The sequence below is a fragment of the Paenibacillus sp. CF384 genome (assembly GCF_900106745.1).
Lineage (GTDB): Bacteria > Bacillota > Bacilli > Paenibacillales > Paenibacillaceae > Paenibacillus_Z.
In genome coordinates this window covers 148,662-172,156 of the sequence record NZ_FNNV01000013.1, presented here as the reverse complement: position 1 = coordinate 172,156, position 23,495 = coordinate 148,662, and the positions used below count along the sequence as shown (strand labels likewise).

At 51.1% G+C, this 23,495-nt stretch carries 26 protein-coding genes; 1 reads left to right on the top strand and 25 read right to left on the bottom strand.

Features of this window, described 5'->3' with window-relative positions; all coding sequences use genetic code 11:
- Nucleotides 1–158: 158 nt before the first annotated feature.
- From pheA to BLW29_RS20585, 23 genes are all read right to left on the bottom strand, one after another.
- Nucleotides 159–1,037, bottom strand: coding sequence for a prephenate dehydratase (gene pheA, locus BLW29_RS20695; protein ID WP_090983093.1), 879 nt, complete (start codon nt 1,035–1,037; stop codon nt 159–161).
- Nucleotides 1,034–2,011 carry a homoserine kinase gene (gene thrB / locus BLW29_RS20690; RefSeq protein ID WP_090983091.1) on the bottom strand — a complete coding sequence of 326 codons (978 nt, stop codon included), beginning with the start codon at nt 2,009–2,011 and terminating at the stop codon, nt 1,034–1,036. Before thrB ends, pheA begins: the two co-directional genes overlap by 4 nt.
- Nucleotides 2,008–3,081: a threonine synthase gene (thrC, locus tag BLW29_RS20685; protein WP_090983089.1), complete on the bottom strand. Its 1,074-nt coding sequence runs from the start codon at nt 3,079–3,081 to the stop codon at nt 2,008–2,010. The genes thrB and thrC overlap by 4 nt, the downstream gene beginning before the upstream one ends.
- 32 nt (nt 3,082–3,113) lie before the next feature.
- Nucleotides 3,114–4,400, bottom strand: a complete 1,287-nt coding sequence (locus tag BLW29_RS20680; RefSeq protein WP_090983087.1) for a homoserine dehydrogenase — start codon at nt 4,398–4,400, stop codon at nt 3,114–3,116.
- A gap of 35 nt (nt 4,401–4,435) precedes the next feature.
- Nucleotides 4,436–4,873, bottom strand: a complete 438-nt coding sequence (locus BLW29_RS20675; RefSeq protein ID WP_090983085.1) for an ACT domain-containing protein — start codon at nt 4,871–4,873, stop codon at nt 4,436–4,438.
- 193 nt (nt 4,874–5,066) lie between these two features.
- The gene (gene obgE / locus BLW29_RS20670; RefSeq protein ID WP_090983083.1) at nt 5,067–6,395 is read right to left on the bottom strand and encodes a GTPase ObgE; all 1,329 of its coding nucleotides are present in this window, start codon (nt 6,393–6,395) and stop codon (nt 5,067–5,069) included.
- A gap of 14 nt (nt 6,396–6,409) precedes the next feature.
- Nucleotides 6,410–7,147, bottom strand: coding sequence for a Spo0B domain-containing protein (locus BLW29_RS20665; RefSeq protein ID WP_090983080.1), 738 nt, complete (start codon nt 7,145–7,147; stop codon nt 6,410–6,412).
- Between the two features lie 134 nt (nt 7,148–7,281).
- Nucleotides 7,282–7,587, bottom strand: coding sequence for a 50S ribosomal protein L27 (gene rpmA / locus BLW29_RS20660; protein WP_090983078.1), 306 nt, complete (start codon nt 7,585–7,587; stop codon nt 7,282–7,284).
- 14 nt (nt 7,588–7,601) lie between these two features.
- Nucleotides 7,602–7,943: a ribosomal-processing cysteine protease Prp gene (locus BLW29_RS20655; RefSeq protein ID WP_090983076.1), complete on the bottom strand. Its 342-nt coding sequence runs from the start codon at nt 7,941–7,943 to the stop codon at nt 7,602–7,604.
- Nucleotides 7,944–7,954: 11 nt separating this feature from the next.
- Entirely contained in the window at nt 7,955–8,266 is a 312-nt protein-coding gene (gene rplU / locus BLW29_RS20650) for a 50S ribosomal protein L21 (RefSeq protein WP_090983074.1), read from the bottom strand.
- Between the two features lie 194 nt (nt 8,267–8,460).
- Nucleotides 8,461–9,660, bottom strand: a complete 1,200-nt coding sequence (locus BLW29_RS20645; RefSeq protein ID WP_090983072.1) for an Rne/Rng family ribonuclease — start codon at nt 9,658–9,660, stop codon at nt 8,461–8,463.
- Nucleotides 9,661–9,701: 41 nt separating this feature from the next.
- The gene (locus BLW29_RS20640; protein ID WP_090983070.1) at nt 9,702–10,589 is read right to left on the bottom strand and encodes a M50 family metallopeptidase; all 888 of its coding nucleotides are present in this window, start codon (nt 10,587–10,589) and stop codon (nt 9,702–9,704) included.
- Nucleotides 10,582–11,535: a M23 family metallopeptidase gene (locus BLW29_RS20635; RefSeq protein ID WP_090983068.1), complete on the bottom strand. Its 954-nt coding sequence runs from the start codon at nt 11,533–11,535 to the stop codon at nt 10,582–10,584. Before BLW29_RS20635 ends, BLW29_RS20640 begins: the two co-directional genes overlap by 8 nt.
- Nucleotides 11,536–11,642: 107 nt before the next feature.
- Complete coding sequence (locus tag BLW29_RS20630) at nt 11,643–12,791, bottom strand: FtsW/RodA/SpoVE family cell cycle protein (RefSeq protein WP_090983066.1); 1,149 nt, start codon at nt 12,789–12,791, stop codon at nt 11,643–11,645.
- A 7-nt stretch (nt 12,792–12,798) separates the two neighbouring features.
- Nucleotides 12,799–13,590 carry a septum site-determining protein MinD gene (gene minD, locus BLW29_RS20625; protein WP_090983065.1) on the bottom strand — a complete coding sequence of 264 codons (792 nt, stop codon included), beginning with the start codon at nt 13,588–13,590 and terminating at the stop codon, nt 12,799–12,801.
- A gap of 84 nt (nt 13,591–13,674) precedes the next feature.
- Entirely contained in the window at nt 13,675–14,334 is a 660-nt protein-coding gene (locus BLW29_RS20620) for a septum site-determining protein MinC (protein ID WP_256208750.1), read from the bottom strand.
- A 64-nt stretch (nt 14,335–14,398) separates the two neighbouring features.
- Nucleotides 14,399–14,926, bottom strand: coding sequence for a rod shape-determining protein MreD (mreD, locus tag BLW29_RS20615; protein ID WP_090983061.1), 528 nt, complete (start codon nt 14,924–14,926; stop codon nt 14,399–14,401).
- Complete coding sequence (gene mreC / locus BLW29_RS20610) at nt 14,923–15,798, bottom strand: rod shape-determining protein MreC (protein WP_256208745.1); 876 nt, start codon at nt 15,796–15,798, stop codon at nt 14,923–14,925. The genes mreD and mreC overlap by 4 nt, the downstream gene beginning before the upstream one ends.
- Nucleotides 15,799–15,902: 104 nt before the next feature.
- Complete coding sequence (locus BLW29_RS20605; RefSeq protein ID WP_090983057.1) at nt 15,903–16,937, bottom strand: rod shape-determining protein; 1,035 nt, start codon at nt 16,935–16,937, stop codon at nt 15,903–15,905.
- A gap of 43 nt (nt 16,938–16,980) precedes the next feature.
- Nucleotides 16,981–17,676 carry a RadC family protein gene (gene radC / locus BLW29_RS20600; protein ID WP_090983055.1) on the bottom strand — a complete coding sequence of 232 codons (696 nt, stop codon included), beginning with the start codon at nt 17,674–17,676 and terminating at the stop codon, nt 16,981–16,983.
- A gap of 31 nt (nt 17,677–17,707) precedes the next feature.
- Nucleotides 17,708–18,337, bottom strand: coding sequence for a Maf family protein (locus tag BLW29_RS20595; RefSeq protein ID WP_090983053.1), 630 nt, complete (start codon nt 18,335–18,337; stop codon nt 17,708–17,710).
- A 35-nt stretch (nt 18,338–18,372) separates the two neighbouring features.
- Entirely contained in the window at nt 18,373–18,615 is a 243-nt protein-coding gene (locus BLW29_RS20590) for a DUF4321 domain-containing protein (RefSeq protein ID WP_090983051.1), read from the bottom strand.
- Between the two features lie 62 nt (nt 18,616–18,677).
- Nucleotides 18,678–20,099, bottom strand: a complete 1,422-nt coding sequence (locus BLW29_RS20585) for an SPOR domain-containing protein (protein ID WP_090983049.1) — start codon at nt 20,097–20,099, stop codon at nt 18,678–18,680.
- A gap of 144 nt (nt 20,100–20,243) precedes the next feature.
- Here BLW29_RS20585 and BLW29_RS20580 point away from each other — a divergent pair, with 144 nt between their 5' ends.
- A complete protein-coding gene (locus BLW29_RS20580; protein WP_090983047.1) occupies nt 20,244–20,573 on the top strand; it encodes an ArsR/SmtB family transcription factor in 330 nt (109 codons plus the stop codon).
- Nucleotides 20,574–20,664: 91 nt separating this feature from the next.
- Here BLW29_RS20580 and murC read toward each other — a convergent pair whose 3' ends face one another.
- Together murC and BLW29_RS20570 are read right to left on the bottom strand one after the other, a co-directional pair.
- Nucleotides 20,665–22,059, bottom strand: coding sequence for a UDP-N-acetylmuramate--L-alanine ligase (gene murC / locus BLW29_RS20575; protein ID WP_090983045.1), 1,395 nt, complete (start codon nt 22,057–22,059; stop codon nt 20,665–20,667).
- Between the two features lie 7 nt (nt 22,060–22,066).
- Nucleotides 22,067–23,467: a bifunctional folylpolyglutamate synthase/dihydrofolate synthase gene (locus tag BLW29_RS20570; protein ID WP_371264762.1), complete on the bottom strand. Its 1,401-nt coding sequence runs from the start codon at nt 23,465–23,467 to the stop codon at nt 22,067–22,069.
- Nucleotides 23,468–23,495 lie beyond the last annotated feature (28 nt).

Here is a 23,495-nt window from a genome sequence, read left to right as displayed (position 1 = left end):
GTCACGTTTGTACGCCTTGGGCAGACGTGGTAAACGCCCGTTATCAATCCCTACATCCTATGCATGAGATAGGCGAGTGTCACCCTTCCTTACAAAAAAAAGTTAAAGCCCTACCTCCATTACAGAGGCAGAGCTTTAACTTTCGGGACTGATCACAGCTATTCAGAAGCTGTATATTTGAAACTCGGATAACTCCCCAGCACGCGGACCTGACAGCCGATCGCTTCGATTTCAGCAATTGCAGACGGCAGCAAGACGGTATTGAGCGACATATCGATGTCGATCAAGAAATAATAATTGCCGAGCTGTTTCTTCGTTGGACGCGATTCAATCCGCGACAGGTTGATGCGGCGCCAAGAGAACGCAGAGAGCACCTGATGCAGCGCACCCGGATAATCCTCAGGCATCGTAATGAGGATACTCGTCTTATGGGTCTGTGAATCACGAAGTGTAAACGGCTCCGTCCCTACCAATAAGAACCGAGTGAAGTTGTTGTCATGGTCGGTTACTGCTGTTTCCAGTACGGCAAGTTCATTATCGGCAGCTGCCGACACTTGTCCGATAGCCGCCCAGCCCCGACCGGGATTATCGCGTACAATACCAACCGCTTCCGAAGTACTGCCGACATGCTCAAGCTCTGCATGCGGAATATGTTTCTTCAGATATTGGGTACACTGAGCCATCGCGACCGGATGACTGAGCACCTTGACGATTCTGTCATAGGCAAGCTCCCCGCCCACAGCCAGCTCTTGCTCATTGCCGATTAAGTTTTGGATGGAGGGGTACACCCACTCCGCTTGAATCGGCAGGTTCACTTCATCCACGATCCAATCGGTATGAAGGCCCACAGAACCGTCAATCGTATTCTCAATCGGAATAATAGAATAGGTTGTCTTGCCTTCCGAGGTGGAAAGAAACACGTCCGCGATCATACGATGATAGGAATAGTGAATATCGGCACCATGACCGCCGTTTAATAAGTACCTTGCTGCTTCGTCAGACGTTGAGCCTTTTGTCAAACATGCTACGCTAATCATGCCCTGACTTCTCCTTTAATCCGTTCCATAAATGATTGCTCCTGCTGCTTGCTGCTCACCGTGATCTCAGGACCTTCCGCACATGGCTTCAGCCACATCGTCTGAGCTTGAATACCATGTTTGCCAATGGTTTCGCCGAGAAAAGCTTCCAGCTCCGCCTTGCGCGGACTGTTCCGGTCAACAAGCGTCAGAAGCGTCGGCCCCGCCCCGCTTAAAGCGACGCCAAGCGCACCGCGTTCCGGTGCTTGCTCTAAGATTTCCGTCATGCCCGGCACCATTGGCGCGCGATAAGGCTGATGAAGACGATCGCGCATCGCGAAGCGAATCAGCTCCAAGCTGCCGCTTGCCAGTGCCGCGACCAGGAGCGAGCTGCATCCCACGTTGAAGACGGCATCCTTCATCGAGATTTGCGTTGGCAGCGCATGCCTTGCTTTCTCCGTTGACAGCTCGAATGACGGGATCGCAACAAGCACCTCCAGATCGGCATGCGGCTCGATCCGGACTTTCTCTGCGCGCTGGCCATCCCAAGCCGAAACGACGATGCCGCCGAACAGCGAGGCGCTGACATTGTCCGGATGACCTTCCAGCTCGCTGGACATTTGGAAAAGCTTATCCTCGCTGAGCGGGCTTCCGATTAACGCATTCGCTGCAACCAGCGCCGCGATAATAGCGGAGGCGCTGCTGCCGAGTCCGCGCGTCAGCGGAATTTCGCTGTACATCGAAACGTGCAGCTCCGGCACTTGGACGCCCGCAGCCTCGAACACCTGCTGTGCCACGGTATAGATTAAATTCGATTTGTCGGTCGGGATACCTTCGTTCCCGTCTCCGTGCAAATCAAATGACGTAATGCCATCCTTTGGAATCGACATTTCGATCCAAATAAAGAGCGACAACGCCATTCCAAGTGTGTCAAAACCCGGACCGAGATTCGCCGTGCTGGCCGGGACCTTTACCATTACCCGGCGGTTCATCATTTTGCCGCACCCTCAAGCTGACGGATCGCGTTCATAACCGCTTCTTCGTTGTCTTCTACGACGATCGGCTCGGCTTGTACGCTCTTAATGGCGATGTTAGGATCCTTCAAGCCATGGCCTGTCAATACGCAAACTACCGTCTCGCCGCCTTTAAACGCGCCTTCGCGCTTCAGCTTAAGAACGCCGGCAATCGATGCTGCAGATGCAGGTTCTGCAAAGATGCCTTCGCGGCGTGCAATCAGCTTGTACGCATCCAGAATCTCTTCGTCTGTCACGTAGTTAATTTGGCCTTGGGATTCTTCAGCAGCAGCGACAGCTGTTTTCCAGCTTGCAGGGTTACCGATCCGAATCGCAGTTGCGATTGTTTCAGGTTCAGCAATGGGCTCGCCTTTCACGATTGCCATTGCGCCTTCTGCTTCAAAGCCGACCATCTTCGGCAGCGAAGAGATTTTACCATGTGCGTGAAGCTCCTTGAAGCCTTTCCAGTACGCCGAGATATTGCCCGCGTTTCCAACCGGAATCGCCAAGTAGTCAGGCGCTGTGCCGCCAAGCTGATCCACGACTTCAAATGCAGCTGTCTTCTGGCCTTCAATCCGATAAGGATTAACGGAATTCACGAGGGTAATCGGGTGCTTCGCCGTAATTTCGCGAACAATTTCAAGAGCACGGTCGAAGTTCCCGTTGATTGCGATTACTTTGGCACCGTAGATAATCGCTTGAGCCAGCTTGCCAAGCGCGATGTTGTTATTCGGGATTAGCACGATACAGTTCAGACCGCCACGTGCTGCATAAGCAGCAGCCGCTGCCGAAGTGTTGCCGGTAGACGCACACATGATCGTTGTGCTGCCTTCTTCCATTGCCTTCGCAACCGCCATAACCATACCGCGGTCTTTGAAGGAACCGGTTGGGTTCAATCCTTCATATTTGAAGAACAGGTTCAAGCCCAGCTCCTTGGACAAGTTCTCTGCGCGTACAAGGGGCGTGTTGCCTTCTTGCAGCGTCAGCATCGGTGTGTTTTCGTTGACGGGTAGAAATTCTTTATACGTTTCGAGCAAGCCTAGGTATCTCATGGGAAATAGGACTCCTTTAGGTGAAATAATATTTAGCCTTCTACGCGGTACACGCTCTTAATAGCTTTGACGACTTCCATGCCTTCCAGTGCTTGAAGCACTTTCTTGGCGGCTGCTTTATTGGCATCATGCGTAATGATGATGATTTCTGCTTCCTGGATGCTTGGGTTCGGCTGTTGAAGCACAGACTCGAGGCTCACTTCGTACTCGGCAAAGGCTTGCGTAATGCGCGCAAGAACACCTGCACGGTCATCCACATGGAGCAGCATAAAATATTTCGAAGCGATCTGCTCGTCGGTTTTGAGTTTCTTCTCTTTATAAGCGAGCTTCTCTTGTTTGCCGTTCACGCCAAGCTTCAGGTTCTTCACGACAGCGACAAGATCCGCTACTACAGAAGTGGCCGTCGGCAGCTCACCTGCGCCCGCTCCGTAGAACATCGTTTCTCCTACTGCTTCGCCATACACATATACAGCATTGAATACGCCGTTAACAGATGCGATCGGGTGAGTAAGCTTGACCATCGTCGGCTGCACGCTGACACTGATATAGTCGTCCTGACGCTCAGCGATACCAAGCAGCTTTACTTCATAGCCGAGGCGCTTTGCGTAGAGAATATCTTCCTTTGTGATGGACGAAATGCCCTTAACATCCACATCTTCCAGTGCAACGTTAGCGCGGAAGCCCAGTGTCGCAAGGATCGTCATTTTGCGAGCAGCATCCAAGCCTTCAACATCGGATGTCGGATCGGACTCGGCGTAACCAAGATCCTGTGCTTCCTTCAGCACATCACCGTAAGCTGCGCCTTCTTTGCTCATTTTAGTTAGAATATAGTTCGTCGTACCGTTTACGATACCCATAATCTTCGTAATGCGATCCGACGAGAAGCCTTCAACCAGTGTACGAATGATTGGGATACCGCCGGCAACACTCGCCTCATAGAGGACGTCACAGCCATGCTCTTGTGCTTTGGCCAGAATTTCCGGACCGTGCAAGGCCATCAAATCTTTGTTCGCTGTCACGATATGTTTGCCGCGGGACAACGCTTCAAGAATATAGTTCTTTGTCAACTCAATGCCGCCCATGACTTCAACGATGACATCGATATCCGGATTATAGATGATTTCCCAAACGTCCTCTGTCAGCTTTTCTGGTGAAACGCCGATGGAACGGGCTTTGTTTTTATTTTGAACGAGCACTTTCTCAATGACGATCGGGGAACCCACTTGGCTTTCCAAATCGGATTGATGTCCTTCTACGATGCGTACCACGCCTGTACCGACTGTTCCCAGCCCTAGCAAACCTACTCTGATCGGCTTCATTGTTCTGATTTCCTCCAATTCAACTCTCAAATTCTCTATCCTTGCCCAATAATCGTCGCTTTGCGTACACCATCATGCTTACGGATACCGTCGATCAATTCAGACAGCGCTCCGTTCATCATGGACGTATCAACGGAAATAATGACATTGGCAAGTCCTTGCAGCGGGATGGTTTGGTGAATCGTAAGTACATTTCCTTCCGTGCCGGCCACAAGGCCAAGCACTTTCGAGAGGACGCCCGAACGATGATCGAGATCCATGGAAATGGTTACGATCGCTTCCCGTTTCAATTGATTCTGGGTATAGACGCCGTCTTTGTATTTGTAGAAGGCGCTTCGACTTAAGCCCACCCGTTCCGTCGCTTCATGAACGGTGGCGGCTTCGCCGCGCCGGAGCATCTCTTTCACTTGGATCGTCTTCACGATCGCTTCCGGCAACATGTCCTCACGGACGACAAAATATCGTTCCTCCACTTGCCGTCCTCCCTCAAGAGACATTTGTTCTTCCATAGAGGACATTATATCGAATAATGACGAAAGCGGCAATAGGCAATCGATAAACACAATAGTTTCATTATACCTATTTTATCCTTGAAATGAACAAAAAACTGCTGCAGCGTGTCTGCACTTTCATGCATCGACACCGCCGCAGCAGTTGTAACATTACTTATTCATGATAGGAGAAATCGCTGCCTTCGAAGAACTCGAACGAATAATCGCCGATTCGGACGATATCGCCATCCTTCGCGCCGATCTTACGAAGCTCCGCGTCAACACCCATCTTACGCATCGTACGAGCAAAACGCATAATCGCATCGTAGGAGTTATTGAGGTTAACCCGTTTCATGAACTTCTCGATTGCGGCACTTTCCACGAAGAAGCCTTCGTTTTCCTTGCCCACTTTGAAGGAACGATCTTCTTCTTGCGGCAGCGTGTACACTTTACGCTCCGCTACATCCTTCACTTCCTCGATCAAGCGGGTATCCGGAACGGTTGCCAGCAGATCAGCAGCCTTATACAGCAGCTCTTGAACCCCTTGCTTCGTGAGCGAGGACATCGCAACCAGTTGATGCTTCTCGGCATCGCCGCTTGCTTCAAGCTGTTCACGGAACAAGGCAAGCTGCTCCTCTGCATCCGGCATATCCATCTTGTTCGCCACGATAATTTGCGGGCGTTCTGCCAGAATCGGATTGTACATCTCGAGTTCTTGGTTGATTTTCACCCAGTCGTCGAAAGGATCGCGCCCCTCTGACCCCGACATGTCGAGAATATGCAAAATAATTCTTGTACGTTCAACATGCCGCAGAAAATCATGGCCTAGACCGACGCCTTCACTTGCGCCTTCGATGAGACCCGGAAGATCCGCCATAACGAAGCTGCGTCCGTCACCAACATCAACTACGCCAAGATTAGGCGAGAGAGTTGTAAAGTGATAGGCGCCAATCTTCGGTGTTGCAGCCGATACGACCGACAACAGCGTCGATTTCCCTACGCTCGGGAAGCCGACAAGGCCAATGTCCGCCATTACTTTAAGCTCAAGCGTAATCGTGCGCTCTTGACCTTCCTCACCGTTCTCGCAGAAATCCGGAGCCGGATTGGCTGCCGTAGCGAAACGGCAGTTGCCGCGTCCTCCGCGTCCGCCTTTGGCTACGATAATCTCCGAGCCGTGCTGCGTCATATCCGCAATGATCGCTTCGGATTCATCATCGATGATGACCGTTCCCGGCGGGATACGTACAACCATATGCTCCGCGTTAGCGCCGTGCATCGATTTCACTTTGCCGCGCTCGCCTTTTTCGCCTTTGAAATGCCGCTGATAGCGGAAATCCATCAGGGTCCGAAGCCCTTCATCTACGCGGAAAATAACGTCGCCGCCTCTTCCGCCGTCACCGCCGGCCGGTCCGCCGTTCGGTACGTATTTCTCCCGGCGATACGAAACGATTCCGTTTCCTCCGTCGCCGCCTTTTACGAATATCTTTGCTTTGTCGACAAACATGTCCTAGCCTCCGTTTATTTCCCAAGCTGCGCTTGCAGCATGACACTTGCTGAGTGCAGGCCGTTCTCCGCCAGCTTAAGCGGTGAATTATCAAGCGCCCGCTTGCATTTCAACTTCCAATCATCCATCTCTTTAATGATGCCTTCACAGTGGAAAGATACACTTAGCTGCTGCTCGTCCCGCGAAATCCGTACGATGAGCCGCTCAGCATCACCTGTGCCGGGTCTGATGGCGAATCGATAGGCATTGATAATACCGACGATCGATTCCGCAGCAAGCTCCCCGTCAAGAGGCAGCTCCGCCAAATTCACATCACCGTCAATCTCCACATCAATTACCAATGAGTGCGATATCGTGCGAAACGACTGTATAAACAGGACAAGCGACGGAATACCGAGCTTCGCGATCTTGCTCTCCGTTAACATCCGTTCTCTTATCTGTTCCACGTACTGAACGGTCTTATCCGCTTTACCCATTCGAATGTATCCGTATATGACCTGCAAATCATTCATCCAATCATGACGATGATGATTAAGCGTTCGAATGGATGCTTGCTGCATCGCAGAAGCAGCCCTTGCCATACGCAATTCTTGTTCCCTGCGTTCCGTATGAACCCAGAACACAGCTACAAGGACCAGCCAGACTATAAACACAGCCAGCAGCCAGAGTTCCGCCGGCCAAATGAAAACAGCAGCAGCAGGAGCCAAAAGGGATGCAGCCGCAAAATGTTTGGTCATTCCGATGCGATTCATGAGCCGAGCCTACTTTCCTGTTCTTTCCTAGCCTTAAACAGTATATCACGAGAAAGTAGAAAGATCATCTTTGCATATTGCTTTGTTCATAAAAAAAGAAAACCCCGGTCTGCATGCAGACCAGGGATCTTTCACTATTCTGCTGCCGCTACCGGAGCAAGTGTAACTGGGTAAACGCTGACTTTCTTACGATCGCGTCCCCAACGCTCATATTTCACAACGCCTTCCACTTTCGCGAATAGCGTGTCGTCTTTACCGATGCCAACATTGTTGCCCGGGTGAACTTTCGTTCCGCGTTGACGAACTAGGATGCTGCCAGCAGTTACCGTTTGACCGTCAGCGCGTTTAGCGCCAAGACGTTTGGATTGGCTGTCACGTCCGTTCTTCGTGGAACCTACACCTTTCTTCGAAGCGAAAAGCTGAAGATTCAGTTTCAACATGGATGTTCCCTCCTTTATTCCCGAAATTGTTGACGAATATCAACATACTTCCCGTACGAGGCTGCAATCGAATTCAGCATCACGATCATACCTTCCAGCAGCAGCTGCGCCTTCTCGTTAGAGCTGGCATCATTCGTTACCGGAATATCTGATCGGAGCCAGCCGCTCTTCATGGAAGCAGGGAGAGCTAGTCCCGCCAACTCCTCAATCGCGTTCACTGTACCTACCGAGACGGCCGATACGCCAGCGCAGACAATATCTTTGCCCGGCTTCGCAAACTTGGCATGTCCTTCTATTGCAAACGCTACGATCCGTGTATTAACGGCGGATTGCCGTTCAATGGTGACCGTAATCATAATTTAACCTCTTAAGCTTGGATTTTGCCAATCGTTACTTTGGAGTACGGCTGACGGTGACCTTGCTTACGGCGGTAGTTTTTCTTCGCTTTGTATTTATAAACGATGATTTTTTGACCTCTGCCGTGTTTTTCGACTTTAGCTGTTACAGTAGCGCCGGAAACAACCGGAGCGCCAGTTACTAGCTCGTCGCCTTTAGTTACAGCCAAGACGCGGTCAAACGTTACCTCTTCACCTTCAAAAGCATTCAGCTTCTCAAGAAATAGAACGTCGCCCTCTTGAACCTTGTACTGTTTTCCACCAGTTTCAATAATCGCAAACATATGTTGCACCTCCTTATATCGAAGACTCGCCTGATGCAGGTGCCGACCTCAGAAGGTCGAGCTTAGAAACCTGTTCTGCGCGGTATTTGACTGCAGATCAGATATCCTCTGCAGACACCATAACATAATAGCACATCCAAATGCCCATTGGCAATTACTTTCTTATAAAATCATTCGCATGCACGAATTATGACTCATATGATTGGCGCTGTTGTTTGCTCACGAACCTTCTTGCGGGTAATTTCGAGCAAACCAAGCCTTGTCCAGCCGACAACCTGACATTTGGTTCGATCTGCGCGAACAAGCCGCTCAAGCAGCTGCATCACTTCGTCCCGATGCTCTTCTTTCTCCATATCGATAAAATCCACGATGATGATGCCGCCGACATCGCGAATCCGCAGCAAGCGGGCAATCTGCTCCGCCGCTTCCAGGTTCGTGCGGAATACGGTGTCTTCCAAATTGCTCGTTCCAACGAATTTACCGGTGTTGACGTCAATGACCGTCAGTGCTTCCGTTTGATCCCAGACCAAATCCCCGCCGCAGCCTAAGCGAACACGTCGTTCGAACGCTTCATGCAGCTGCTCATTGATGCGGTAATGTTGAAACAGTCCTGCTTGACCCTGCTTCTCAAAGTGCCTCAGCCTTGGCAGCATGGCCGGCGCCATTTGCTTCATAAGCGCCTCGGTTTGGAGATAAGCGGTACGATCATCGATCCACAGCTCGTCCATCTCAACAGTGAGCAGATCACGCACCAGTCGATGAACAAGATCAGCTTCGCGATGGAGCAGTGCCGGCGCGGACGATGACTTTCCTCGTGCTTCGATGCCTTGCCATAGCTCCCGCAAGAACTGCACATCATGCTGAAGCGAATCACTACATTCTCCGATCGCAGCGGTGCGCATGATGACGCCCTCGCCGGGTAATCGGATCTGCTCCCCGATGCCGCGCATTCGGACGCGCTCCGCTTCTCCAATTACTTTCTTAGAGACGCCTATGTAATCGGCAGCAGGCATATAAACCAGAAATCTGCCAGGCAGCGAATAATGCGTCGTGACACGGGCTCCTTTGCCGCCGAGCGGCTCCTTCATCACTTGAACGATCAGCTCTTGTCCGGCTGTAAGCAATTGATTGATTTGCGGTTTTTCCTTACTCTGTCGTTCCAGATGCGGATGGAGCACATCGTCAATATACAGAAATGCGTTCTTCGTCAGCCCAATATCAACGAAAGCAGCCTGCATGCCGGGAAGCACGTTAATGACCTTGCCTTTGTAGACGCTGCCCACTAATTGACCGGCGTCTTCGTTTTTTTCCATATAAAATTCGTATAGACGGTTATTGTCCACTACGGCAATTTGCAGCCAATCCTTCTGCTTGTGTACCAGCATTCTTCTCATCTTGCGACCTCCTGTCCAGTCGGTCTTCACTGATACTTATATTACATGAAAAGCTCCAAGACTGCACGGTCAGCCTTCCCGTCGGCAAGAAATCCGTTCACAATTCGCTGCTCCGGCACTACGCCGAGCACATCTCCTTTATCTTCCATAATGACGATTAGATGATAGCTGTCCCGTTTGAACAGCTGCAATGTATTCTGAACCGTATATCCCTTCGGAATAATAATGGGCAGCGCCCATACCCCATTGGCCACTATCCGCGAAGATGCCATCGCTCTTGTCGTTAAGAACCGCAGAAACAAATAGGGGATATTCCGATAGGCTGTCCAATTTGTGAGCAGCAAAAACAACCCGACCGCGAACAAATTCATGTGAATATGGACGGCATTTCTCTCCAGCAAGGCGGGGACAAAGGCATATAGCAGCATCAAGACGCTAAAGAGCAAGCTGATGCGTCCGCCCCAGACAAGCGTTCCATAGAACGTAAGCGCACGGCTTAGTGCCGCTTGCATCAACTTCCCGCCATCCAGCGGCAAAATCGGCAGCAAATTAAATAAACCGATCATGACGTTCGCTTGCCACACATAATCCGCCCATTCATGGCTCCATATCCCGAGCTGGCCTAAGAGCCAGGCTACGGCAGCCATCCATACATTTTGGAGCGGCCCGGCAATGGCGACGAGGGCTTCTTCTTTAGCCGGCACGCCGCTGCCCTCTTCGACCTCCGCTACGCCTCCAAACGGCAGCAGCTTCACTTCTCGGATTCTCCAGCCGAATCCTTTTGCCATCATGACGTGGCCGAGCTCGTGAACCAGAACGATCGCGAATAAAGTCAGCAGCTCAACAAAATACCCGGTCACAACGGAGGCGAGCATGACCAGCACGAAGAGCGGATGTACGGACCAGCGGATGCCGCCAAGTTTAATCAATCGGTACGACGTCCGCCGGATCGACGTACTGGCCTTTGTCCTTCACAGCGAAATACAACAGGCTTTGCTGGCCTTCCTCCGCTACCGGCAGCTTGCCTATCGTTTTCCCCGCTTCAATCCAATCATTCACGGCTACACGGACTAAGCCCAGATGACCATAGATCGATACGCGATCGTTGGCATGCTGCACAACAACCGTTTCACCTAATTCATCATCATTGGAAACGACAAGCACCCTGCCCGTCTCCGCGGCAACGATCTCTTGACCTGGCTCACCGGCCAGTTCGATCCCGCTTAGTGTTTCCGCAAACGTTCTGACAACGGTCCCGGATTGAAGGGGAGACACAATCGGGAGATCAACTGCGCCTTCCGCCAGTTCAGACTCCTCGCCGCGATGGTCGCCGAATAAGGGAATGAAGGACGGTGCACCGGCAAACCAATCCTTGTACAATTCCGCAGCAGCGTCGAAGTTCATTTCATCCGTTAGCGCGGACGTTACCACTTGCTGACCTTGTTTGGCAGCAGGTACATCCAGCTTAAACAGAGCAAATACAATGATGAATAAAGCACCGGCAATCGCGGTCTGGATGAACAGACCTCTGATGATGAATCGATAATCGCGCGGTGGAGGAGCTTCCGGCCCACCTTGCTTACTCGCCTTCACATCTTTGCTTGGCAATGGCGCAATTCGCCATCCCGCGCTTTCCCACGGATTCGGATTCGCTTTCCACAATCGCTCCGGATCATCTTCTATATCGCGCGGAGTACTTGGAGAGTTAGCTGTCTTCGCTGAGGGAATGGGCAGCTCAGTTGGGGACAGCATCGGCAATAATGGTGCTTGAGGCTGCTGCATGGCCTGCTTTAGCGGAAGTGTGGTGTTGTTATGTTCCATAATCCGGCGGATACGCTCTTGTCGGCGCTCGCGGATACTTTTTCTCGTATCCATACTGATCCCTCCATCTCTAATCGCTAATGTATATGAGCATGTGGGACTAGTTATGTTGTAACACCTCAGTAAACAGCAAAAAGCCGCCAAGCGGATTGCTTGGACGGCTAAGTGGCCATTTCGTATTTCTCCTGATGCGCCTTGACGCTGAATACAAGACCGATACAGAGCATATTGAGCAGCAATGAGGTACCGCCATAGCTGATGAATGGCAGCGTAATCCCCGTTATCGGCATAAGCCCGATCATCATGCCAATGTTCTGGAAGACTTGAAAGACGTACATCGAGACAATCCCGATTACGATGAAAGAGCCCTTCAAGTCATAACACTGAAATGCAATGATAATCATGCGGTAGATTAATAAGAAATAGAGCATAAGCACGACGGCGGCTCCTTGAAACCCGAACTCCTCACCGATTACGACAAAGATCGCATCTGAATACGGATAAGGAATAAATTTGCGGTTCTTCGACTCGCCTTTCATATAACCATCGCCCGTTAATCCCCCTGAGCCGATCGCTATCTTCGCCTTCTGGGCTTGGTAGACTTCTTTCTCGGAGGCGGTTTCGGGATTTATGAATCCGTTAATACGTTCGTACCAGTGCGTCTTCTGATGATCCTGCAAATAGTCGTGGATTTGCTTGTTATACGTGTTGAACAGAAACATGAATAGAATAAGCGAACCTACTGTAATGGCGAGACCAAGCAGAACATGCGTATATTTGACATTCCCGATCCACAGCATGCCAAGGACGATAACGAGATAGATGATGGCATTGCCTAGATCCGGTTGAATCATGACAAGAGCGAAGGGGACAAAAGAAAAGAACGCAATGACGAGCAAGTCCTGTCGGACCCGAAGCGCATCTCCATTCCTTCTGCCCATGAGGTAGGCGACGGTGATGATCAGAATGATCTTCACCATTTCGGCAGGCTGAAACTGGAGTCCGCCGGGCAGCTCGAACCAGCTCTTGGCACCGTTAATCTCCTCGGCCGTGAAGTAAACGACAATCAGCAATACAATTCCCAGGCCGTAAAGAAACATCCATGCTTTGAGAAACACCCGGTAATCGAACAAAGTGGCTACTAACGCTACGAAAAAGCCCAACCCGTAAAATATGACCGTTTTCACGTCGTAATTGGCGTAATCGGGATTTCCGTAAGTCGCGCTGTGTACCAGCATCGTACTGACTACCATGAGTGCCAGCAGAATGATCATCATGCCAAGGTCAACCTTCTTCAGTTTGTTCAGCACCTAGCAATCATCCTATTCCAAGAAACTTGCGGAACCGTTTAATGACGCCTGATTTCTCCTCAAGCGGCATCAGCGGCACCATATCGCCGAGCATGCGGCGCGAGATATTCCGGTAAGCAATCGCCGCACGCGAGGAAGGGTCCATCACGGTAGGTTCGCCGGCATTCGCCGAGCGAATAACCTTCTCGTCGTCCGGTACGATACCCAGCAAATCGATGGCGAGCACCTGGCAGATTTCGTCGATGTCGAGCATTTCTCCGCTGCGTACCATGTTAGCACGAATCCGGTTGATGACCAGTCTCGCAGGCACATGAATCTGCTCCAGCAAACCAATTACACGGTCAGCATCGCGAACGGCCGCATTCTCCGGCGTAGTCACTACGATCGCACGGTCAGCACCAGCCACTGCGTTACGGAAGCCTTGCTCGATGCCCGCAGGGCAATCGATGATGACAAAGTCGAAGTCTTTCTTCAGTTCCAGAATCATGTCGCGAACTTGTTCCGGTGTCACATCTGATTTATCCTTCGTCTGGGCAGCCGGAAGCATATAGAGCTCCTCGAACCGTTTATCCTTCACAAGCGCTTGATTCAGACGGCAGCGGCCTTCCGCTACATCGATCAAGTCATAAATAATCCGGTTCTCCAGCCCCATGACGACATCTAGATTGCGCAGGCCGATGTCGGTGTCGACCATGCACACTTTTTTCCCCAATAATGCAAGCGCCGTTCCAATATTCGCAGAGGTCGTCGTCTTGCCAACGCCGCCTTTACCCGATGTGATTACGATCGCTTCTCCCATGACTCAACTCTCCCCGCTCCAGCCATTGGTACTGCTGCTATACAGACCTGCTGCCTAATAATTTCCCCGCTATTGCTGCGCCAGCTAGGCTCTAAACACGACCGGCAGCTTTCGCAGCCGCTGCAGCTGTGTCATTTTGTCGATTTTCATGACGCCCTCGCTTAAGTACGCGAATTCCATCGTTGCATCACCGGTCATCCATTCATCCGGCGGTCGACTGATCACTTCACTGATCCGAAGCTGTGTCGGCCTTAAGAGCGATGCGGCGATAATCGAATCTTCTTTCCCTTTGCAGCCGGCATGCGCCAAGCCTCGCAGAGCGCCAAGCACATATATATCACCTGTACATAGTAGAGAGCCGCCGGGGTTCAAATCCCCCATTAACAGCAGGTTCCCGTCATGTTCAAGTGTCTGGCCAGATCGGATTATGCCCGTCAATACCTTTAAATTGTTTCCGTCTTCTACAATCGGCTCCGGCTTCGCTTCACTCTCAATGGATTGCACAAGCAAATTCCCCTGATTCCGAATGGCTGTTCGAATTTGTTCCTTGTCTTCCTCATTCACTTGCCGGGTGCCGAGCTTCACTTGAACGTGAACAATGGGACCTGTCAGCAGCTGTTGGTGCGACTTTTCCAACTTAAATTGCAGTTCATCCAGCAATACGGAAAAATCACATGTGTCGTCAAGAAGGAAAATCAACCCGTCCTTAACGCCTTTGATCGTTATATGCTGCTTCTCGGCCACGCTCGTCTTCACCCCTTCTCTATACGATTCTTTCACGGATGCGTATTTTCCTGCCTGACTTTCGCTATTCTTCTTCTTCTTCCGACTTGGCATTGCTGCCGGTTCGTTCAAACCATCGCCTTGCGGGCACATAAATCACTAACGCAAATAGGATTTGAAGAAAAACGCTAGGAACGATGTGATGGGAAACGGCCCATTCAAACGTCTGATCCGTCAATCGGAACACACGATAGATGAAATAGACAATGGTATCGTAGGCAAGCGTGGACATGCAGATCATGAGCAGCGCCATCAGCAAGGTGCTTCTTTTGCGCTCCAGAAGAAAACCGGTCATGTAACCAACCAGTCCCATAGAGAATGAGTGAACCCCGAGAATCCGACCATAGAAGGCCAAATCCTGCAGGAGTCCAAACGCCAATCCAAGGATAAGCGCCGTATGTCTGCCTCGATATAAAGCGGCAAAAAGTACAAACGCTAGCGTGAAATGAGGAATGATCCGTCCGACCATGCTATCAGGGAGCAGCCAGTAGAACCATGTACCTTCGACAAGGAAGAACAGCAGAATGACGGCAACGATACGCTGCATACTCATTCTGCATTCTCTCCAGTCTCTGGCAGTTGGACGACAAACACTTCCGTCAAATGATCAAAATCCGCAGCCGGCGTAATGGTTGCCGTGTACGTCAAACCGAAGTCGCCGACTTGGCTGGAATCGACCGTACCGATAACCATCCCTCGAGGGAATACATTGCCTTGCCCGGAAGTAATGATGGTATCGCCTTTCGTAAGCGGATCATGTTCGGATATTTTGGACATCGACAGCTTGCCCGTGTCCGAATGATAGTTATCGACAATCCCGAAGGAATCTTTCTCTTTGCCAAGCACTGTAGCGGCGATCGCCTTCGTATCCGGTGAAGTTTCACTTAACTTCGTAATCGGCATTACCGAGGAGAAGAACGGATCTACGCGGTTAACAAGGCCGACAAGACCCTTGTCCGTAACGACAACCATGTTGATCTTGATGCCGTCTTTGGAACCCAAATTAATGCGGATCGTTTCCGAGTACGGATCGTTGCCAACGGCAACTACCTGGGCAATCAAATATTTATAGTTATACAGCTGCTTCTGGCGCTCCGTAAAGTTCAGCATTTCCTGCAGCTCTTTGTTCTTGGCTTCAACGAAATTATACTTAATGCTGTCTCTTGCATAGGCAGCGGCCGCAATGCGCAGCTCCTCGTTCTCCTTGTAGATCGTGTGCAGGTTGGATAGATCCTTGAACAGCCCAGCTACATAGCCGGCTGGTCGGTACAGCCATTCCTGCACGAATGCCGTGGAATCGAGCGAGAAGTTTTCCGGCCATGTCAGCTTCTTCCGATCGCCGATGGAGAAGCCCATGACAGCAACGAATAAGATAAACACGATCATTAATACAAACATCCGCTTATTACGCATCCAATTAAACAACTTCTCTTCACCCGCCCATTTTGCGCTGATTGCCTAACGACCCGAAGGCTCGTTCAAACCAATCAGCGTCGCGTATCCGTTTTCCCCAAGAATGCTTCCGGATTTTATCGCTTGGAACGAGAAACCGGGCCTCCACGTGTTTTGAACAGCTCAATATTATCCAATGCGCGGCCAGTACCGATCGCAACACAATCCAGCGGATTCTCTGCCACGATGACAGGCATACCCGTTTCGCGCGAAAGCAGCTTGTCCAAATTCTTCAGCAGCGCGCCGCCGCCTGTCAGTACGATGCCGCGGTCCATAATATCCGCAGACAATTCCGGCGGACATTTCTCAAGCGTAACCTTAACTGCATCGACAATGGCATTAACCGTATCGGACAGCGCATCGCAAATTTCCTCCGACGAAATCGGCAATGTCTTAGGCAAACCGGACACGAGGTCACGGCCGCGAATTTCAATCGTTTCCTGACGGTCCAAGGACAGTGCAGAGCCGATCTCCATCTTGAGCTGCTCCGCCGTACGCTCACCGATCATTAAATTGTACATACGCTTAATGTATTGCATAATGGCTTCGTCCATCTCGTCACCTGCGATACGGATCGAACGGCTGGTTACGATACCTCCGAGCGAAATAACGGCAACCTCAGTCGTACCGCCGCCGATATCAACGACCATACTGCCGGTCGGCTCCCATACCGGAAGATCAGCACCAATCGCTGCCGCGAACGGCTCTTCAATCGTGAACGCTTCGCGGGCTCCTGCTTGAACCGTCGCATCTTTAACCGCACGTTGTTCTACCGCGGTAATGCCGGACGGTACGCACACCATGACGTTCGGATGACGAGGAAACAGGGAACGCTGTTTCTGTGCTTGACGTATAAAATATTTAATCATCGTTGAAGTGGTTTCGAAGTCCGCAATAACGCCGTCCTTCATCGGACGAATCGCGCGAATGTTGCCGGGTGTACGGCCAATCATTTTCTTGGCATGTTCACCTACAGCTTCAATTGTTTTCGTATCTGTACGTATAGCAACTACGGAAGGCTCTCTTACTACGATGCCTTTGCCTTTCACATATACCAGCGTATTCGCTGTACCAAGGTCAATACCTAAATCTTTTGTGAATCCACCAAACATGTTTAATCTTCCTTTCTTTCTTAAGACAATACTTCTTATTATATTACATGTGACCTTGCTCCTTCAAACTTATAAAGCGATTGTCACCTATTACCAAATGATCGAGTACATCAATTCCGACAAGCTCTCCGGCTTCTATGAGGCGCTGCGTCAGCGCTATGTCTTCCGAGCTTGGCGTGGGATCGCCGCTAGGATGGTTATGTATACAAATGAGAGAGGCACTGCTGCATTTAATCGCGGCCCGAAATACTTCCCGCGGATGCACCAGTGTCGCATTCAGTGTTCCGATCGACAACGTTTCTTTTAAAATAACCTGATTCTTCGTATTTAAAAACAAACAGATGAAATGTTCCTGCTTTAGATAGCGAAGCTCTTCCATTAGGAGGCTTGCCGCATCTGCAGGCTTACGAATGGTCGGCAGCTCTCCCTGCTGGCTTCTGGCTATGCGTCGGCCGAGCTCGATGCCCGCCCGCAGCTGAATAGCCTTCGCTGTTCCGATTCCGCGAATCTTGGTCATCTCGGCAATGCTCATATCAACAAGTCCATGCAGATTGCCGCATTGACCGAGGATACGGGATGCGAGAAGGACGGCGGATTCCCGTTTGGTACCGGTACGTATTAAGATCGCTAGCAGCTCTGCATGACTTAATGCTTCAGCCCCAGCGGTCATCATCCGTTCTCTTGGCCTCTCGGTAGTTGGAATATCCTTCAGTGCGTAGGGTTCTCGTTGCGATTCCATCTCTGTTCCCTGCCTCCCGCGATCTGCTCGGTCAAATAACCTCAATCTGAAATTCAGCCAGCATGTCCGACAGCAGAGATAGAGAAAGTCCTACCACGTTGAAATAGCAGCCGTCGATGCGGTCAACAAGTGTTGCGCCAAGTCCCTGTATACCATAACTGCCGGCCTTGTCCATGGGCTCGCCGGATGCGACATAACGTTTGATTCGATCATGATTCATAGATTTCATCATTACCCGCGTCACGCGATGATGAACCAGCTCTCTTCCTGAAGACGTATCAAGAAGAGCAATTCCGGTATAAACTTCATGCTCCTTGCCTTGCAGCTCGGTCAGCATACGGATCGCATCTTGCTCGTCGACTGGCTTGCCCAGCACTTGTCCATCCAGCACAACAATGGTATCCGCTCCGATTACGAGCGAATGCGAAGCATCGTCATCTTGCAGCATCTCTGCAGATGCACGTGCTTTACGCAAGGCAAGCTGCTCGACAATGTGAGCCGGCAGCCAATCTGTTGGGGTACTTTCATCGGTATCGCTTGACAAAATGAGAACCGGCAAGGAAAGGTCAAGAGCTGCGACCAATTCCCGCCGGCGAGGAGATGATGAAGCCAGCACAAGCCGGCGAAATTGCGATGAACTTGTAGGAAGGGGGACTCTCATGGATGCAGCGCTCCTTAACGCATTGTGTCGGTTACCTATAGCTTGCGGTAAATCCATATTGCGGCGATCAGTCCGATAATGCTTAGGAGACTAATCTCAATCCGCAGCGTAAACGAGTAGCTCAGAACGAGTAAATCCGCAGCCGGTGACCATACGACAGGTGATGTTTTGGTTAGGAAAGCCAGTCCCGGCACTTGAGACAACCAGCGGGAGACAAGCGCGCCCGTGAGCAGTCCAATCAGTATGAAAAGCAGCAAAACCCAGAAGTTTTTCTTCATCTTCCAACGTCCCTCGCCATATTTTGACACGTATACTTTATTATACGCGCCACGGGAACGCTTTACAATGCATCCATCGATTCAAACCAGGCTTTCTCCGCAAACACAGCTTTCATCAGAGAAGCCTGCATATCCCAGAGGTAAGCATCCGATGGTTTCTTCGTATATTCCTCAGCAGCGACAGCAGCCGAGTTAATCAATTGGGTCAATTTCTGAAGCGACGACTTGTTCACTTTATCGGTTAATCCCGCTGCAAGCGCATTAGCCGAAGTGATCCACTGCTGGTGCAGCTCCTTCCAGTCTCCCGCATCATCCGCCCCGCCGCTCAACCGTTCTACCGTAAGGCGATCCAAGCTTGCGATCAGCTCGCTTGTTTGTTCGAAGAAACCTTCCACTGCAGAAGCCTCGCCTTTGAATGCGATGCTGCTCACCGCAGGAAGATCGATTTGCTTGACATACACGTCCATATTCGTCAGCAAATGTCCCAGCATTTGCGCTTCGTCTCGATCCGGCGACATGCCTACGTAGACTCGGTAGTCCTCTTGGGTAGTAAGAGGCGCAGCTGCCAGCCCTTTAGCGGCAAGCTCATCCACCGCGGCACTCAGTCCTTCTTTGTTGCTGAATACGCCGTATTGAAGCATGTAATAGGAGCTCTCCGGAATGTTAACTTTGATCAACGACTGCGCTGCTGTCGAGCCGTTTCCGTTATCGGCTGCGCTGCTGCTATTCGCAGCACCTGAAGAGGATGATTCATTGACCTTGCCGCCTGATGCGGCGCTGTCGCTTTGATTGGTTGTTCCTGCCCCGTCTGTAATGGCCCCGCTTACGGAGGCACCAGGTTGATTGACAGAGCTCTCGGATCCGAATGAACCGTTCCCCGTGAACATTGCCAACACGAAGTATCCGAACAGCGCGCCTGTCGCAATTGCCCCTGTTACAGAAGCAAACACTTTAAACCATGAAGGTCCCTTGGTTGGCCTTTGATTCGAGCCGTTCATATAGGAGCCAAGCGAGGTGCGCGCATGCGATTGCAGCTCGCTCCGTCGACGTTCGGACTCTTCCACTTCCTCGCCTAGAATCGGATACATATCAATTACATTCGGTTTCGCTTGGACTCGTTTCCGCGGCTCCTCATACTCATCGCCGAGCAGAATCGTTTCTGACTGTTCGAAATGCGGCGGCAGCTGCTCCTGAGCAGCATCATATAAGGGATGATCGTTCTTCTTCGCCCTTACCGGCTCGTTCGTGGCCGGCTTCCGTGTATGCTGACCGTCTGCATCGCGAATAAGCTGCTCTAAGGCATGGGCGTCATTTTGAAAAGGGCTGTTCCATGATCCTATCTCGGACGTGAATTTCATTTCCTCTTGGAAGAAAGGGATGACATTCGCGGAATTCCTCAATTCCTGCTTCTGTTCCGGCTTCTGTTCTTCTCGCGCTCCGCTCTGCCGATCGAATCGGTACGTAATGCGTCCTTTTGCACTCATCGCATTCTCTCCTTGTCCACATACTCTAGTAAGAGTCTATGAAAAAGTTAAGAGGATTATGACCCGCCGCTCGCCAAACCGCAATTCATTCCAGATTGTTTGCATTCCTTGACCGGTATATTCCTCTTAAGGTATATTCAGTTTATGAATGCCACAATGAGCGCTCTTGCCGAGCCTAATCGGTTACGTATCGTCGAGCTCTTGCGGGAAGGACCGCATACCGTCGGTGAAATTGCCGAACGTCTTGGCCTTCATCAGCCGCAAGTGTCCAAACATTTGCGCGTCCTCCTGGATGCCGGCCTCGTCGAGGTTCACCCCGTCGCCAACAAGCGGATCTATAAGCTCGGGACGAAACCTCTCCGGGAGCTCGATGATTGGTTAAGTTCCTTTCGCCGTACATGGGAAGAGAGATTCGATCAATTAGACGATTATTTAAAGAAGCTGCAAGGAAAAGATGAGAATGCTGAAGAGTAGGAGGGCAGTCGTCGTTTATACATAGATTGTAAGCAAACCCGCACATAAAGAACCCCCACTTCACATACGAAGAGGGGGTTCTGCATTTCTATTAAGTTCTGGCCCGCAGCGTCTTCGCAAGCGAATCCGCTACTTTCCAAATATCGCCTGCTCCCATCGTAATCACGAGATCACCCGGCTGCACTTGCTCAGTCAGAACAGCTAGCACTTCATCCTTCGTAGGATAGTAGGTAGTGTTGGCATTGCTGTTCTTAATGATAAGCTCTACGAGTTTCTTCGAGTTTACGCCCTCGATCTGCTGCTCCCCGGCCGGAGAATAAATATCCGTGATCAGCACCTCATCCGCCTCCGTGAAAGCACGGCTGAACTGATCAAGCAAGAAGAAGGTTCTCGTGTAACGCTGCGGCTGAAAAACAGCGATAATCCGTTTGCCGGTTGACTTGGCTGCACTGATCGTAGCCTCAATCTCCGTCGGATGATGCGCGTAATCGTCAATGACCAGAATGTCATTCACTTCGCCTAACACCTGGAATCTGCGTTTCGCCCCGCGGAAATCAACAATAGCCGCCGCAATAGCTTCGAAAGAAACACCGGCTTCCAGACAAGTAATGACTGTAGCCATCGCATTGTAAACATTATGACGCCCCGGAACAGACAGCTCGATTCGACCGAGCAGTTCACCATGACGCGTCATATCGAAGGATGCTTTACGATCGCCCAGCGTGATGTTCTGAGCGCGGTAGATGGCCTCATGGTCGATGCCGTACGTCAGCACGCCTTCACTGCCGAGCGGGCCAGCAATCAGCTCCGGGAGCATCGCTTGCATGTTCGTGTCATCCGCGCATACAATTGCGCTGCCGCCATCCTTCACTTGGCTTAGAAACTGCACGTAAGCCGCTTTCAATTTATTGAAATCACCGTCATAGTTTTCGAGATGATCCGGTTCAATGTTCGTTACGATTGCGATTGTGGGATGGTACTGCAAGAACGACCCGTCACTCTCATCTGCTTCCGCCACGACATACTCGCCTTTGCCTGCTTTAGCGTTCGTGCCGACATTGACGATCTCGCCCCCGATGATGTACGTGGGATCGAGTTTGCAGTTCTCCATGACCAGCGCGATCATAGAGGATGTCGTCGTTTTGCCATGTGCCCCGGCAACTGCGACGCCTTTGCCGTAATTCATCAATCTTGCAAGCATCTGGGCGCGGTGCAGAATCGGAATGTTCAGCTCTTCAGCCGCTCTGCGTTCCACATTGTCTCGAGACAGAGCCGTCGAATAGACGACCAGATCGGCTCCTTTGACATGCTCCGGCTCATGACCGATGTAGATGCGGGCTCCATTGGCAGCAAGCTTCTCCGTAAGTTCTTGCCGAGCAACGTCAGAGCCGGTCACTTTATAGCCCATCTCCAGCATAACGCGCGCGATTGCGCTCATGCCGTAACCGCCAATTCCGATGAAATGTACGTGTTCTGCCGTATTCAAAGACGGTTCACCAACCTTTTTCAGAATCCTTATTATAGAGCAATTGGGAGCGGACGTCGGCAATCAGATAGAGTGTTCCTGTAACGACTGCCAAATCATCCGCATTCGAGAGCGATTGCAGCCGCTCAAGTGCAAGCTTCCAATTCGGTTCGATGATGAGTTCGAAGGAACGGCCGATTGTCTCCCGTAATTCCTGAACAAGCGCTGCCAGCTCTTGCGCCGGCAATGCTTTGCGAAAATCCGGCTCGGTCACGACAAGCGTATCCACTAGAGGTAGTATATGCCGCAATGTGTCACGATGATTCTTGTTCGCGAGCATACCCATCATAAGGTGAAGTTTATCGTACCGATACGTACTTTTAAGAGATTCCGCAAGCATTTGCGCACCTTCCGGATTATGTGCACCATCGATTAGAAGCCGCGGCGATGTACCGATCATTTCAAGCCGTCCGGGCCAAGCAGCTGTGCGAAGCCCCTCTCTTAGATCTTCATCTTCCAGCATGAGTGCGTAGTACTGTCTCATTACTTCGAGCGTCATGACTGCAACGGCGGCATTCGACTGCTGATGCACACCGTTCAGCGTAATCGTAAGCGGCTCAATGGAACGGAACATGCCTTCAAAACGGAACGTTTGTTCATTCTCCTCCACATGAAGCGGCTGGATCGTGAACTTATCTCCAAGCATATAAAGAGAGCTGTTCTTCGCTTTAGCCGTGTCCCTAATGATCGCTGCTGCTTCCGGCTGGCTGACTGCGCTTATGACTGGAACGCCGGCTTTAATAATGCCGGCCTTCTCTCTTGTCACAGCCTCAATCGTATCGCCGAGTATGTCCATATGGTCATGACCGACATTTGTAATAACCGAAACCAGCGGAGTTACGATGTTCGTCACGTCCAAGCGGCCGCCAAGACCGGTCTCCCACACGACAAAGTCGGGATAGGATACGGTTCCGTAGTACAGAATCGCCAGTGCCGTCGAGACTTCGAACATCGATGGGGAACCCAGCTCTGTCGCTGCGATCTCTTCAACCAAAGGCTTCAGCCTGTTCGCGAGCAGCAACAGCGTTTCTTCCGGAATATCTGTTCCATTGTATTGGAAACGATTCGTGAATTTCGTGATATAAGGGGACGTGAACGTCCCCACATCATACCCGCAGCGAAGCAGGACGCTTGTTAGATAGGCGCAGACAGAGCCTTTGCCGTTCGTGCCGGCGACATGAATAAATTTGAGTCGACGCTCCGGATGACCCGAAAGCTCCATCAGCTTCTCGATTCTCTCCATGCCTGGGCGGATACCGAAAGCAACGAGTCCTTCGATCCAATCTCTTGCTTCTTCATAGCTGGTGAGCGATTCCGATGCCGATGCCGCCATATCCGACTCAGGAGTAATCTTCTGTTGTTCTGTCATCGTTCTATTCCTTCTTCCCGGCGGTCCG

Excerpts from the sequence above, each read along its gene's own strand:
- pheA (WP_090983093.1), bottom strand. The coding sequence starts at position 1,037 with ATGATTAGCGTAGCATGTTTGACAAAAGGCTCAACGTCTGACGAAGCA.
- thrB (WP_090983091.1), bottom strand. The coding sequence starts at position 2,011 with ATGATGAACCGCCGGGTAATGGTAAAGGTCCCGGCCAGCACGGCGAAT.
- thrC (WP_090983089.1), bottom strand. The coding sequence starts at position 3,081 with ATGAGATACCTAGGCTTGCTCGAAACGTATAAAGAATTTCTACCCGTC.
- BLW29_RS20680 (WP_090983087.1), bottom strand. The coding sequence starts at position 4,400 with ATGAAGCCGATCAGAGTAGGTTTGCTAGGGCTGGGAACAGTCGGTACA.
- obgE (WP_090983083.1), bottom strand. The coding sequence starts at position 6,395 with ATGTTTGTCGACAAAGCAAAGATATTCGTAAAAGGCGGCGACGGAGGA.
- BLW29_RS20665 (WP_090983080.1), bottom strand. The coding sequence starts at position 7,147 with ATGAATCGCATCGGAATGACCAAACATTTTGCGGCTGCATCCCTTTTG.
- rpmA (WP_090983078.1), bottom strand. The coding sequence starts at position 7,587 with ATGTTGAAACTGAATCTTCAGCTTTTCGCTTCGAAGAAAGGTGTAGGT.
- BLW29_RS20655 (WP_090983076.1), bottom strand. The coding sequence starts at position 7,943 with ATGATTACGGTCACCATTGAACGGCAATCCGCCGTTAATACACGGATC.
- rplU (WP_090983074.1), bottom strand. The coding sequence starts at position 8,266 with ATGTTTGCGATTATTGAAACTGGTGGAAAACAGTACAAGGTTCAAGAG.
- BLW29_RS20645 (WP_090983072.1), bottom strand. The coding sequence starts at position 9,660 with ATGAGAAGAATGCTGGTACACAAGCAGAAGGATTGGCTGCAAATTGCC.
- BLW29_RS20635 (WP_090983068.1), bottom strand. The coding sequence starts at position 11,535 with ATGGATACGAGAAAAAGTATCCGCGAGCGCCGACAAGAGCGTATCCGC.
- minD (WP_090983065.1), bottom strand. The coding sequence starts at position 13,590 with ATGGGAGAAGCGATCGTAATCACATCGGGTAAAGGCGGCGTTGGCAAG.
- mreD (WP_090983061.1), bottom strand. The coding sequence starts at position 14,926 with ATGAGTATGCAGCGTATCGTTGCCGTCATTCTGCTGTTCTTCCTTGTC.
- BLW29_RS20605 (WP_090983057.1), bottom strand. The coding sequence starts at position 16,937 with ATGTTTGGTGGATTCACAAAAGATTTAGGTATTGACCTTGGTACAGCG.
- radC (WP_090983055.1), bottom strand. The coding sequence starts at position 17,676 with ATGGAATCGCAACGAGAACCCTACGCACTGAAGGATATTCCAACTACC.
- BLW29_RS20595 (WP_090983053.1), bottom strand. The coding sequence starts at position 18,337 with ATGAGAGTCCCCCTTCCTACAAGTTCATCGCAATTTCGCCGGCTTGTG.
- BLW29_RS20590 (WP_090983051.1), bottom strand. The coding sequence starts at position 18,615 with ATGAAGAAAAACTTCTGGGTTTTGCTGCTTTTCATACTGATTGGACTG.
- BLW29_RS20585 (WP_090983049.1), bottom strand. The coding sequence starts at position 20,099 with ATGAGTGCAAAAGGACGCATTACGTACCGATTCGATCGGCAGAGCGGA.
- BLW29_RS20580 (WP_090983047.1), top strand. The coding sequence starts at position 20,244 with ATGAATGCCACAATGAGCGCTCTTGCCGAGCCTAATCGGTTACGTATC.
- BLW29_RS20570 (WP_371264762.1), bottom strand. The coding sequence starts at position 23,467 with ATGACAGAACAACAGAAGATTACTCCTGAGTCGGATATGGCGGCATCG.